This is a genomic window from Serratia sp. 1D1416 (genome assembly GCF_003641105.1).
Classification (GTDB): Bacteria; Pseudomonadota; Gammaproteobacteria; order Enterobacterales; family Enterobacteriaceae; genus Serratia; species Serratia ficaria.
Window position 1 is genome coordinate 1,262,273 of record NZ_CP032738.1, and the last position, 12,986, is coordinate 1,275,258.

Annotated in this window: 12 protein-coding genes; 9 read left to right on the forward strand and 3 right to left on the reverse strand. The window is 62.4% G+C overall.

Translation table 11 applies throughout. The annotated features are described in order from the left end of the window. Nucleotides 1–51: 51 nt before the first annotated feature. From D7I37_RS06075 to D7I37_RS06095, 5 genes are read left to right on the forward strand one after another with little or no spacing between them, the layout of a single operon-like run. Nucleotides 52–1,551, forward strand: a complete 1,500-nt coding sequence (locus D7I37_RS06075; protein WP_095099751.1) for a sugar ABC transporter ATP-binding protein — start codon at nt 52–54, stop codon at nt 1,549–1,551. Beyond that, the gene (locus D7I37_RS06080; RefSeq protein WP_129543452.1) at nt 1,544–2,533 is read left to right on the forward strand and encodes an ABC transporter permease; all 990 of its coding nucleotides are present in this window, start codon (nt 1,544–1,546) and stop codon (nt 2,531–2,533) included. The genes D7I37_RS06075 and D7I37_RS06080 overlap by 8 nt, the downstream gene beginning before the upstream one ends. Before the next feature lies 1 nt (nt 2,534). Next, nucleotides 2,535–3,488, forward strand: a complete 954-nt coding sequence (locus D7I37_RS06085) for an ABC transporter permease (protein ID WP_061799576.1) — start codon at nt 2,535–2,537, stop codon at nt 3,486–3,488. A 29-nt stretch (nt 3,489–3,517) separates the two neighbouring features. Beyond that, nucleotides 3,518–5,155 (forward strand): FGGY-family carbohydrate kinase, encoded by a 1,638-nt coding sequence (locus D7I37_RS06090; RefSeq protein WP_061799578.1) that lies wholly within the window; start codon nt 3,518–3,520, stop codon nt 5,153–5,155. Continuing rightward, a complete protein-coding gene (locus D7I37_RS06095; protein ID WP_061799579.1) occupies nt 5,155–5,754 on the forward strand; it encodes an SIS domain-containing protein in 600 nt (199 codons plus the stop codon). The genes D7I37_RS06090 and D7I37_RS06095 overlap by 1 nt, the downstream gene beginning before the upstream one ends. A 28-nt stretch (nt 5,755–5,782) precedes the next feature. On the opposite strand, the gene rsmJ is transcribed toward D7I37_RS06095, so the two are convergent. From rsmJ to D7I37_RS06110, 3 genes are all read right to left on the reverse strand, one after another. After that, entirely contained in the window at nt 5,783–6,529 is a 747-nt protein-coding gene (rsmJ, locus tag D7I37_RS06100) for a 16S rRNA (guanine(1516)-N(2))-methyltransferase RsmJ (protein WP_129543453.1), read from the reverse strand. An 8-nt stretch (nt 6,530–6,537) separates the two neighbouring features. Further along, nucleotides 6,538–8,580 carry an oligopeptidase A gene (gene prlC / locus D7I37_RS06105; RefSeq protein WP_061799583.1) on the reverse strand — a complete coding sequence of 681 codons (2,043 nt, stop codon included), beginning with the start codon at nt 8,578–8,580 and terminating at the stop codon, nt 6,538–6,540. Between the two features lie 119 nt (nt 8,581–8,699). Continuing rightward, nucleotides 8,700–9,161 carry an HIT family protein gene (locus D7I37_RS06110; RefSeq protein WP_061799586.1) on the reverse strand — a complete coding sequence of 154 codons (462 nt, stop codon included), beginning with the start codon at nt 9,159–9,161 and terminating at the stop codon, nt 8,700–8,702. Nucleotides 9,162–9,328: 167 nt separating this feature from the next. Here D7I37_RS06110 and D7I37_RS06115 point away from each other — a divergent pair, with 167 nt between their 5' ends. The 4 genes from D7I37_RS06115 (at nt 9,329) to gorA (ending at nt 12,975) form a co-directional block, all read left to right on the forward strand. Beyond that, on the forward strand, nt 9,329–10,162 hold the full coding sequence (locus D7I37_RS06115) for an RNase A-like domain-containing protein (protein WP_129543454.1): 834 nt from the start codon (nt 9,329–9,331) through the stop codon (nt 10,160–10,162). 5 nt (nt 10,163–10,167) lie between these two features. After that, nucleotides 10,168–10,458: a contact-dependent growth inhibition system immunity protein gene (locus D7I37_RS06120; RefSeq protein WP_129543455.1), complete on the forward strand. Its 291-nt coding sequence runs from the start codon at nt 10,168–10,170 to the stop codon at nt 10,456–10,458. Nucleotides 10,459–10,649: 191 nt separating this feature from the next. Beyond that, nucleotides 10,650–11,492, forward strand: a complete 843-nt coding sequence (locus tag D7I37_RS06125) for a 23S rRNA (adenine(2030)-N(6))-methyltransferase RlmJ (RefSeq protein WP_061799588.1) — start codon at nt 10,650–10,652, stop codon at nt 11,490–11,492. 130 nt (nt 11,493–11,622) lie between these two features. Continuing rightward, on the forward strand, nt 11,623–12,975 hold the full coding sequence (gene gorA / locus D7I37_RS06130) for a glutathione-disulfide reductase (protein ID WP_061799590.1): 1,353 nt from the start codon (nt 11,623–11,625) through the stop codon (nt 12,973–12,975). The last annotated feature ends 11 nt before the right edge of the window (nt 12,976–12,986 follow it).

Genomic DNA, 12,986 nt, shown 5'->3' on the forward strand with positions numbered 1-12,986 from the left:
AAATCCATAGCGGCTGCGCGTGCCGCCGCTATGCAAACACAGGTTAACGTTATGAACGCATCCCCTGCATTTATCACTCTGGAGAATATCAGCAAGCGATTCCCCGGCGTGCTGGCATTAGACCAGATCAACCTGACGCTAAATATTGGCGAAGTGCACTGCCTGGCCGGGCAAAACGGCTGCGGCAAAAGCACCATCATTAAAATTATCTCCGGCGTTTATCAGCCGGAAAAAGGCGCCAATATTTCGCTGGAAGGCAAATTATTCCACTCCCTGACGCCGCAGCTGTCCGGTTATTACGGCATTCAGGTGATTTATCAGGATCTGTCGTTATTCCCTAACCTGACGGTGGCGGAAAATATCGCCATCCACCGCTACCTGCCCGGCGGCCACTTCTGGGTGCGCAAGCGGGTGATGCGCCAGACGGCGCTGGACGCCATGGCGCGCGTCGGCGTGACCATCGATCCCGACAAGAAGGTCGAAAAACTGTCGATCGCCGATCGGCAACTGGTGGCGATTTGCCGCGCCATCGCCGCCGAGGCGCGGCTGGTGATCATGGATGAACCCACCGCCTCGCTGACGCGCCAGGAGGTCAACGGCCTGCTGCGGGTGGTCAACGAGCTGAAGGCGGCGGGCATCTGCGTGGTGTTCGTCAGCCACCGGCTGGACGAAGTGATGGAGGTCGCCGACCGCATCAGCGTGATGCGCGACGGCAAGCTGGTCGGCACCTGGCCCGCCAGCGAGCTGGACAGCCACGAGCTGGCGTTCCTGATGACCGGCCAACGCTTCCACTACAGCCCGCTGCCGGCGCAGCCGCCGGCCGACAAGGCACCGCTGCTGGAGGTGTGCAACCTCAGCCGCGGCGACAAGTACCGCAACATCAACCTGGCGCTGCGCGGCGGCGAAATAGTCTCGATCGTCGGGCTGCTGGGCGCCGGCCGCACCGAACTGTGCCTCAGCCTGTTCGGCATGACCCGGCCGGACAGCGGCCAGATCAAGGTGGCGGGCCAGCCGGTGCGGCTGCACAACAACCGCGAAGCGGTGCGCCACGGCATCGGCTATGTGTCGGAGGATCGCCTGACCCAGGGGCTGATCATGGAGCAATCGATCTACGACAACACCATCGTCACGGTGTTTGACCAGCTGCATACCCGGCTCGGCCTGCTGGACCACGCCAAGGCGAGCGAGCTGGTCAACCGCTTGATCCGCGATCTGAACATCAAGGTGTCCGACAGCGCCTTGCCGGTGAAAACCCTGTCCGGCGGCAACGCCCAGCGCATCGCCATCGCCAAATGGGTGGCGACGCAGCCGAAGATCCTGATCCTCGATTCGCCGACCGTCGGGGTGGATATCGCCAACAAAGAGGGGATCTACCAGATCGCCCGCGATCTGGCGCAGCTGGGCATGGCGGTGCTGATGATCTGCGACGAGATCCCGGAAGCCTACTACAACAGCCATCGGGTGATGGTGATGCGCAAGGGCGAGCTGATCGCCGAATTTGCGCCGCACCAGAGTACCGAACAACAGATCGCCGAGGTGGTGAATGGATAAGTCATTATTGGCCCGCCTGGCCGGCCGGCACGAGCTCTATCTCGGCCTGCTGGTGCTGGCGTTGGGCGTCGGCCTGAGCCTGGGCACCGACGAGTTTCTGACGCTCGGCAACCTGACCGACGTCGCCACCAGCTACGCCATTCTCGGCATTCTCGCCTGCGGGCTGTTCGTGGTGCTGATCGCCGGCGGCATCGACATTTCCTTCCCGGCGATCACCGCCATCGCCCAGTACGCGATGGCCAGCTGGGTTATCCAGCACGGCGGCGGCTTCCCGCTGGCGTTCGCCCTGGCTGCCGGCGTCGGCCTGCTGCTCGGGCTGGTGAACGGTTTCCTGGTGTACTGGCTGAAGGTGCCGGCGATCATCATCACCATCGCCACGCTCAACCTGTTCTACGGCCTGCTGGTGTACGCCACCAACGGCACCTGGCTGTACGGCTTCCCGGACTGGTTCATGGACGGCATCAACTGGTTCTCGTTCCAGGGCGCCGACGGCTATGACTACGGCCTGACGCTGCCGCTGCTGTGCCTGCTGGCGGTGATTGTCGTCACCGGCGTGCTGATGAACCGCACCCGGCTGGGGCGCCAGATCTACGCCATGGGCGGCAACCGCGATGCGGCGTCGCGCCTGGGGCTGAACCTGCTGCGGCTGCACTTCTATGTCTACGGTTACATGGGGATTTTAGCCGGCATCGCCGCGGTGGTGCAGGCGCAGATCACCCAGTCGGTGGCCCCCAACTCGCTGCTCGGTTTCGAACTGACGGTGCTGGCGGCGGTGGTGCTGGGCGGCACCAGCATGACCGGCGGCCGCGGCTCGCTGACCGGTACCCTGCTCGGGGTGGTGCTGCTGGCCTTCCTGCAGAACGGGCTGACGCTGCTCAGCGTCTCGGCTTACTGGCACCAGGTGTTCAGCGGCGCGATCATTCTGATCAGCATCAGCAGCACCGCCTGGAACGAAAAACGCAAACTGGTCAAGGAGCTATAGCATGACGCAGTTAACCCGTTTGATCCCCAACGATCGGATCATCCGCCTGCAGGGCGCGATCATCATCGCGGTGGCGCTGCTGTTCGCCGGCCTGCTCGGATCGCGCTTCTTCAGCCTCGGCAACTTCCAGTCGATCGCCTCGCAACTGCCGATCCTCGGCCTGCTGGCGCTCGGCATGGGCATCACCATGCTGACCGGCGGCATCAACCTGTCGATCATCGCCGGCGCCAACGCCTGTTCGCTGGTGATGGCGGCGATTATCGTCAACCACCCCGATCAGCCGCTGTTTCTGGCGCTGGCGCTGCTGGCGGGCCTGCTGGTGGCGGTGGCGATCGGCGCGCTCAACGGCGTGCTGGTGGCCTGGGTCGGCGTTTCGCCGATCCTCGCCTCGCTCGGCACCATGACGCTGATCACCGGCCTGAACATCCTGCTGTCCAACGGCGCGGTGATCTCCGGCTTCCCGGCGGCGATACAGTTTCTCGGCAACGGCGCGGTGCTGGGCATCCCGGTGGCGCTGCTGCTGTTCTTGCTGGTGGCCGCCGGCCTGTGGCTGCTGCTGGAGCACACCACGCTGGGGCGCAGCCTGTATCTGATCGGCTCCAACGAACAGGCTACCCGCTTCAGCGGGGTGAATACCGCCCGGGTGCAGGTCGCGGTGTACATCCTGTCGGCGCTGCTCGGCTGGGGCGCCGCGCTGTTGATGATGGCCAAGTTCAACTCGGCCAAGGCCGGCTACGGCGAGTCCTATCTGCTGGTGACCATTCTGGCCTCGGTGCTGGGGGGCATCAACCCGGACGGCGGCTTCGGCCGCGTCCTGGGGCTGGTGCTGGCGTTGATCGTGCTGCAAATGCTGGAAAGCGGCCTCAACCTGCTGGGGGTCAGCAGCTATCTGACCATGGCCCTGTGGGGCGGCGTGCTGATCCTGTTTATCGCGTTACAGAATCGAAAAAGCTAGGTTGCGGACACAACCCTTAGGAGAAAATGATGGCGAGCTATTTTATTGGCGTAGATGTGGGCACCGGAAGCGCGCGCGCAGGCGTATTCGATCTCAACGGCCGCATGGTCGGCCAGGCCAGCCGGGCCATCGAACTGTACCGGCCGAAGGCGGACTTCGTCGAGCAGTCGTCGGACAATATCTGGCAGGCGGTGTGCAACGCGGTGCGCGATGCGGTCAATCAGGCCGACATCAACCCGATTCAGGTCAAGGGACTGGGCTTCGACGCCACCTGCTCGCTGGTGGTGCTCGACAAAGAGGGCAAGCCGCTGACCGTCAGCCCGTCCGGCCGCACCGAGCAGAACATCATCGTGTGGATGGATCACCGGGCGATAGTCCAGGCCGAACGCATCAACGCCACCAAACACCGGGTGCTGGACTTCGTCGGCGGCATCATTTCGCCGGAGATGCAGACGCCGAAGCTGCTGTGGCTGAAGCAGCACATGCCCACCACCTGGGCCAACGCCGGCTATCTGTTCGATCTGCCGGATTTCCTCACCTGGCGCGCCACCCAGGACGCCACCCGTTCGCTGTGTTCGACGGTGTGCAAGTGGACCTACCTCGGCCACGAGCAGCGCTGGGACAAAAGCTACTTCCGGCAGATCGGTCTGGAAGACCTGCTGGAGCACGACGCCGCCAAGATCGGCAGCGACGTCAAGATGATGGGCGAACCGCTGGGCCACGGCCTGACCCAACGCGCCGCCGGTGAGATGGGGCTGATTGCCGGCACCGCGGTCAGCGTGTCGATCATCGACGCCCACGCCGGCACCCTCGGCACGTTGGGGGCCACCGGCGTTTCCGGCGAGGTGGCGGACTTCAACCGCCGCGTGGCGCTGATCGGCGGCACCTCCACCGGCCATATGGCGATGTCGCGCACCGCGCGCTTTATCGGCGGCGTCTGGGGGCCTTACTACTCGGCCATTTTGCCGGAATACTGGCTCAACGAAGGCGGCCAGTCGGCCACCGGCGCGCTGATCGACCACGTGATCCAGTCGCACCCCTGCCATCAGGATCTGCTGGCGCAGGCGAAAACCCAGGGGCAGACCATCTATGAGGCGCTGAACGCCATTCTGCGCCGCATGGCCGGCGAGCCGGAGGACATCGCCTTCCTCACCCAGGACATCCACATGCTGCCCTACTTCCACGGCAACCGCTCGCCGCGCGCCAACCCGACGCTGACCGGCACCCTGACCGGGCTGAAGCTGTCGCGCACCCCGGAAGACATGGCGCTGCACTACCTGGCCACCATTCAGGCCATCGCGCTCGGCACCCGCCACATCATCGAGACCATGAACCACAGCGGCTACCGCATCGACACCATCATGGCCAGCGGCGGCGGCACCAAGAACCCGATCTTCGTGCAGGAGCACGCCAACGCCACCGGCTGCGCCATGCTGCTGCCGGAGGAAAGCGAAGCGATGCTGCTGGGCGGCGCCATGATGGGCACCGTGGCGGCGGGCGTGTTCGACACCCTGCCGGAGGCGATGGGCGCCATGAGCCGCATCGGCAAAACGGTCACGCCGCAGACCAACAAGATCAAACGCTACTACGACCGCAAATACCGGGTCTTCCATCAGCTGTACGACGACCATATGAAATACCGCCAACTGATGCAGGAGGATGCCTGATGCAGCGGGAATGGCAACGCGCCGTTCAGGGGTGGGAAACCTACAGCCGCGAGCTGGCGCAGCTCGGCGATCGCCTCGACGCGCAGATCTGGCAACGGCTGCTGGCGCAGCTGGCGGAGTGTCGCGGCAAAATCGCCGTCACCGGCGTCGGCACCTCGGGCATTGCGGCGCGTAAAATCGCCCATATGCTGGCCTGCGTGGAGCGGCCGGCGGTCTACCTCGACGCCACCGACGCGGCGCACGGCGACCTGGGGTTTTTGCGCAGTGACGATCTGCTGATCCTTATCTCGCGCGGCGGCAATTCCGACGAGCTGACCCGCCTGCTGCCGACGCTGCAGGCCAAGGGGGTGCCGCTGATCGCGGTGACGGAAAACCCCGCCTCCGCCATCGCGCAGGCGGCGCAGCTGACCATCGCCACCGGGGTGGAAAACGAGATAGATCCGTTGAACATGCTGGCGACCACCTCTATCGTGCTGGTGCTGGCGATTTTCGACGCCGCCTGCGCCTGTCTGATGGAACGCAGCGGCTACGGCAAAGAAACCTTGCTGGCGGTGCACCCGGGCGGCGACGTGGGGAAAAGTTTGCGGGAGGGGAACTGAGGGCCCGGCGCGCCGAGCCCGGCGAAGATTACAGCGGCATATAGATATCGAAGCGGTGGCTTTTCGTCAGCGTGGCGGCGTGAGCCGGCACGTTGGCCAGCGGCGGCGCGTAGTCCGGCCGCTTCACCACGATGCGTTTGGTCGCCAGCCGGCGCGCCGGCTCCAGCAAGCCGTCGGCGTCGTCGTCGCTGCCCACCAGCGACTGGAACACCCGCATCTCTTTTTTCACCAGCGCGCTTTTCTGCTTATGCGGATACATCGGATCGAGGTACACCACCTCCGGCCACGGATCGAGGCAGGCCAGCGCCGTCAGGCTGGAAGCGTGCAGCAGCGTCAGGCGCTCGCGCAGCCAGGGGCCGATTTCCGCATCGCGATAGCCGCGCTGCAGGCCGTCGTCCAGCAAGGCCGCCACCACCGGATTGCGCTCCAGCATCCGCACCCGGCAGCCCAGCGCCGCCAGCACGAAGGCGTCTCTCCCCAGGCCGGCGGTGGCGTCCACCACGTCCGGCAGGTAGCTGCCCTTGATGCCGACCGCCTTGGCCACCGCTTCGCCGCGGCCGCCGCCGAAACGGCGCCGGTGCGCCAGAGTGCCGGTAACGAAATCGACGTAGATCGCCCCAAGCTTGGGCTCGTCGCGCTTGCGCAGCTCCAGCCGCTCCGGGGTCAGCACCAGCGCCATCGGCGCGTCGTCGTCCGAGACCAACTGCCAGCGCTGCGCCAAAATAGACAAGGCGCCGGGATCGGCGCCTGCTTCACACAATAAACACACACTCACGTGGCGGGTTATCCTTTAATGCCGTAATGGCGCAGCATAGCATCCAGCTGCGGCTCGCGGCCACGGAAGCGTTTGAACAGCGCCATCGGCTCTTCCGAACCGCCGCGCGACAGGATGTTGTCGAGGAAGGATTTGCCGGTTTCGGCGTTGAAAATGCCCTCTTCTTCGAAGCGCGAGTAAGCGTCGGCCGACAGCACCTCCGCCCACAGGTAGCTGTAGTAACCCGCCGCGTAGCCGCCGGCGAAGATATGGCTGAAGGCGTGCGGGAAGCGGCCCCAGCTCGGCGAAGGCACCACCGCCACCATTTTCTTCACTTCCGCCAGCGTCGGCAGGATCTGCGCGCCCTTTTCCGGGCGGTATTCGAAGTGCATGCGGAAATCGAACAGGCCGAACTCCAGCTGGCGCAGGATAAACAGCGCCGCCTGGTAATTCTTGGCCGCTAGCAGCTTGTCGAGCATCTCTTTCGGCAGCGGCTCGCCGCTCTGATAATGGCCGGAGATGAACGCCAGCGCTTCCGGCTCCCAGCACCAGTTTTCCATAAACTGGCTCGGCAGCTCGACCGCATCCCACGGCACCCCGCTGATGCCGGAGACCCCGGCGGTGTCGATCTGGGTCAGCATATGGTGCAGGCCGTGGCCGAACTCGTGGAACAGCGTGGTCACTTCGTTGTGGGTGAACAGCGCCGGCTGATCGCCCAGCGGGCGGTTGAAGTTGCAGGTCAGGTAGGCGACCGGCTTTTGCAGCGTGCCGTCGGCCTTGCGCAGGCTACCGACGCAGTCGTCCATCCAGGCGCCGCCGCGTTTGTTTTCACGCGCGTACAGGTCGAGATAGAAGCTGCCGCGCAGCTCGCCGTTGGCGTCGAACAGATCGAAGAAGCGCACTTCAGGATGCCAGGTATCCACATCCTTGCGCTCTTTGGCGCTGATGCCGTAAATGCGTTTCACCACCTCGAACAGCCCTTCCACCACCCGCTGTTCCGGGAAGTACGGGCGCAGCTGCTCGTCGCTGATCGAGAACAGGTGTTGCTTCTGTTTTTCGCCGTAATAGGTGATGTCCCAGGCTTCCAGATCGTCCACGCCGTGATGCCGTTTGGCGAAGGCGCGCAGCTGCGCCAGCTCCTGCTCGGCCTGCGGGCGGGCGCGCTTGGCCAGATCGCTCAGGAAGCCAATCACCTGGTCCGGGCTTTCCGCCATTTTGGTGGCCAGCGATTTGTCGGCATAGGTGTCGAAGCCCAGCAGCTGGGCCAGTTCGTGGCGCAGCGCCAGCGTTTCCGCCATCACTTCGCTGTTGTCCCATTTGCCGGCGTTCGGCCCCTGATCGGAAGCGCGGGTGGCGAAGGCGCGATACATTTCTTCACGCAGCGCGCGGTTGTCGGCGTAGGTCAGCACCGGCAGGTAGCTCGGCATGTCCAGCGTCAGCAGCCAACCGTCCTGCTCTTTGGCCTGCGCCATCGCCTGCGCCTGGGCCAGCGCGCTGGCCGGCAGGCCGCTCAGCTCGGCTTCGTCGGTAATCAGTTTGCTCCAGCCCATGGTGGCGTCGAGCACGTTGTTGCTGTAGGTCGAGCCCAGCTCGGACAGGCGCGCGACGATTTCGCCGTAGCGCTGCTGTTTTTCCGCCGACAGGCCGATGCCCGACAGCTCAAAGTCGCGCAGCGCGTTTTCCACCGACTTGCGCTGCGGCGCGCTCAGCGTCTCGAACGCCGCGCCCTCTTTCAGGCTGCGGTAAGCCTGGTACAGCCCTGCGTGCTGGCCGACCCAGGTGCCGTATTCGGACAGCAGCGGCAGCGCCTGCTCATAGGCGGCGCGCAGCTCCGGGCTGTTTTTCACCGAGTTCAGGTGCCCGACCGGCGACCAGATGCGCGACAGGCGATCGTCCGACTCCGCCAGCGGCTGACACAGGTTGTCCCAGGTGAACGGCCCCGGCTGCGCGACCACGCGCTCTACCGCGGCGCGGCAGTCTGCCAGCGCGGATTGCACCGCGGGCACGATATCTTCAGGGCGGATCGCCGAAAACGGCGGCAGGGAAAACGGAGTCAGCAACGGATTTGTCATAGGGCAGTCCTGATTAGCGTTGGGGCCCGCCGCAGCGGGCAGGCCTTAAAATGCGTATGAATATCTAACATGGAGCCAGAACAGGGGAAAATCAATGCCCGGCGTTGATAGATAGTGCCTTAAACGGCGCATCGGCGGATCTGCTCGGCCAGCGCCGCCAGATGCGCGTCATCGGCGCGCGCGGCGTCGTGGGAGGACAAATAGCCCTCGTAGCGATCGAAAAACTTCGCCGAGGCCGACTCGATCGGCCGCCACTGTTCCAACGCGGCGGTGCCGTGCATCGGGATCAGTTTGGCATGCACGTGATCGACGCCGAAGCCTTCAAACACCATGCCGCAGCGGCCGACGTCGTCGAAGGCCCGATCGAGCCGCTGCGCCACCCGCTTGGTCGCCAGCATCAGCGCGCTCAGCGCCGCGTCCGGCAGTTCAAAGGCGTAGCTCGGGTAGTGCGCCTTGGGGATCACCACGCTGAAGCCGTCGGTATTGGGGTAGATGGAAAGGAACGCCATATGGGCGTCGTCTTCCCAGATTTTATGGCACGGCACCTTGCCCGCCACCATGTCGCAAAAAATGCAGCTCATGTCGCCTCCTTTTTGATCGTCGTGGTTCAATCGCATGCCTACCGGAATGGGCGGCCTCGATTATATCCATCAAAACCGGAATTTTCTCGCGCCTATCCCGTTTATCATCAACGCCTATCTGCATTATTTATGCGCAATATTGCATCAACCAAAGGATTTGAGTTGGTATGACAACGAACGAAGGAATGAGGGTTGTTCTCTCTCCCGTACAGCTAGCGGCTGTGATGTCGGACAAAAGCGTGACCGAAGGCGAAACCTTGAGTAATCGTCTGTATGGGGGACTAAATTTGGCTGGCGGCGTTATCGAACTAATTGGTGCGGGTGCCTTGTGTTACGCCCCAGATCCGACATTCCTAACGAAAGCCGGGTGTGTCGTGGTCGGCACCCACAGCCTGGATAACATAAAGGCCGCATCAAACCAGATCGTTACCGGTCAACCATCCACCACCGATACATACAAATCCGCTATTTCATTAGCTCAAACGCTGGGGGCTGATGAGGATACTGCCTATCATGTAGGCCTCACCGTTGATATTGCCGTGCCGCTGGTAATTGCAGGTGCGTTGGGGGCCGCCCGTGTCGCCTCTGTTCGTATGGGACGGGTTAAACTGATTGAACACGAATCCATGACGGGCATCAAGCCTGGTGGGCATACGCTTGCCCGGCATGTTGGATTACCCAAAGAAGCCCTGTTGAAACGACTGGAAGAGACAAAGTTTGGGCGCCTTCCTCCGCGTTCTGTCAGTTCGTTCACAAATTTGGCTACGGCCGAAAGTTCTGTATCGAGCGCAATGCGCTCCCACAGAGCATTGATAAAAAATTGGGCGAAATACCCTTCGCGCAATTTGGTCATAACGCACAGGGCCACTCAAAACGTGGGGTACTATATACAGCGAGGTTCTACCGAGAGAGTAAAGACCGCCAACTTGAAAGTGGTGATTGAATACAGCATGTTCAACGGCAAACCTTACTACATCCTCACGGCCTACCCGATACCCTAGGAGACATGATGCAAGAATACCCGCTACTAGATAATTTAATGGGTGGCTATTTCAATCAGGATGCTGACCTAATAAGTGGCTCAACAGAGCTGGAAGGGATGATTGATTATTACCTTCAGGGAGCATCGGAAAATTTGTTATGGGGTTTGCTTGAAGAAATGAATAATTTTCAGATAGCCCATGCAGCAGATTTGGATGTGGCCTTCGCTGAACGATATCCTTCAGAGTCGGATGTTTCGCCAGTAAAAGAATTTCTCGACATTTTCCGGCAGCGAATCAAAGCCAAGCTGGCGTAATCGCCCCATTTGGCACCATAGCGTTTTCACCTGGCCCCGGCCCATAGTTGGCTACGCGAACAGCTGGTGACCGCTCTAGCATAAGCCGTTGCAACGCAGTCCGGTTTTTCCCGGCCAGACAGTTTATACTGTGCAGATTATATGCCTTATTGAAAGCTCCGCCTGCGGAGCGCAAGGAACTGCCACCAGCCATGTTAAGTTATCGCCACAGTTTTCACGCCGGCAACCACGCCGACGTGCTCAAGCACAGCGTTCAAAGCCTGATCATCGAGTCGCTGAAAGAAAAAGAAAAACCCTTCCTGTATCTGGACACCCACTCGGGCGCGGGGCGCTATCAGCTGAGCGGCGAGCACGCCGAACGCACCGGCGAATATCTGGAAGGCATCGGCCTGCTGTGGCAACGCGACGATCTGCCGGAAGAGCTGGCGGCCTACATGAGCGTGGTGCACAACTTCAACCGCTCCGGCACCCTGCGCTACTACCCGGGTTCGCCGCTGATCGCGCGCCAGCTGCTGCGCCCGCAGGACAAAATTCACCTGACCGAGCTGCACCCGAGCGATTTCCCGCTGCTGCGCGGCGAGTTTCAAAAGGACGAACGCGCCAAGGTGCAGCGCGCCGACGGTTACCAGCAGTTGAAATCCCAGCTGCCGCCGGCCTCGCGCCGCGGGCTGATCCTGATGGACCCGCCGTACGAAATGAAGACCGACTATCAGGACGTGGTCAAGGGCATTCAGGAAGGCTACAAGCGCTTCGCTACCGGCACCTATGCGCTGTGGTACCCGGTGGTGATGCGCCAGCAGATCAAACGCATGCTGAAAGAGCTGGAAGCCACCGGCATCCGCCGTATTCTGCAGATCGAACTGGCGGTGAAACCCGACAGCGATCAGCGCGGCATGACCGCCTCCGGCATGATCGTGATTAACCCGCCGTGGAAGCTGGAGCAGCAGATGAACAACGTGCTGCCGTGGCTGCACAAAACGCTGGTGCCGTCCGGCAACGGCCACCATCTGGTGAACTGGGTCGTACCGGAATAAGCCATCCGGGGCGCGGCACGCCGCGCCTTTACCCCGCCTATTGCAGCCATCGACGCAACCTTTGCGACAAACCCACATCAGGCGTTAAACTCTTACCCTCTTCGAATCTCACAACTCATGGAAATCCCAGATGACGAAACATTACGATTATCTAGCAATTGGCGGCGGCAGCGGCGGTATCGCATCGATCAACCGGGCAGCCATGTACGGCCAGAAATGTGCGCTGATTGAAGCCAAGGAACTGGGCGGCACCTGCGTCAACGTGGGTTGTGTACCGAAAAAAGTCATGTGGCACGCGGCGCAGATCGCCGAAGCCATCCACCAGTACGGCCCGGACTACGGTTTCGACACCACCGTCAATGCCTTCGACTGGAAAAAGCTGGTCGCCAACCGCACCGCGTATATCGACCGCATCCATAACTCCTACGATAACGTGCTGGGCAAAAACAAAGTCGACGTGATCAAAGGCTTCGCGCGCTTTGTCGACGCCCACACCGTGGAAGTGAACGGCGAGAAAATCACCGCCGACCATATTCTGATCGCCACCGGCGGCCGCCCGAGCCATCCGGACATTCCGGGCGCGGAATACGGCATCGACTCCGACGGCTTCTTTGAGCTGGACGAAATGCCGAAACGCGTCGCCGTGGTGGGCGCCGGCTACATCGCCGTGGAGATCGCCGGGGTGCTGAACGCGCTGGGCGCGGAAACTCACCTGTTCGTGCGCAAGCACGCGCCGCTGCGCACCTTCGACCCGATGATCGTCGAAACCCTGGTGGAGGTCATGAACACCGAAGGGCCAAGCCTGCACACCGAATCGGTGCCGAAAGCGATCGTGAAGAACGCCGACGGCAGCCTGCGGCTGCAGCTGGAAAACGGCAAGGAATTCACCGTCGACAGCCTGATCTGGGCCATCGGCCGCGAACCGGCGACCGACAACCTGAACCTGAGCGTCACCGGGGTGAAAACCAACGAGCAAGGCTATATCGACGTCGATAAGTTCCAGAACACCAGCGTCAAGGGCATCTACGCGGTGGGCGACAACACCGGCGCGGTTGAACTGACCCCGGTGGCGGTCGCCGCCGGCCGTCGTCTGTCCGAGCGCCTGTTCAACAACAAGCCGGAAGAGCACCTGGACTACAGCAATATCGCCACCGTGGTGTTCAGCCACCCGCCGATCGGCACCATCGGCCTGACCGAACCGCAGGCCATCGAGAAATTCGGCGCCGACAACGTGAAGGTGTACAAATCCTCCTTCACCGCCATGTACAGCGCCGTGACCCAGCACCGCCAGCCGTGCCGCATGAAGCTGGTGTGCGCGGGCAAGGAAGAGAAAATCGTCGGCCTGCACGGCATCGGCTTCGGCATGGACGAAATCCTGCAGGGCTTCGCCGTCGCCGTGAAGATGGGCGCCACCAAGCAGGACTTCGACAACACCGTGGCGATCCACCCGACCGCCGCGGAAGAGTTCGTCACCATGCGCTGATCCTCGGCGCC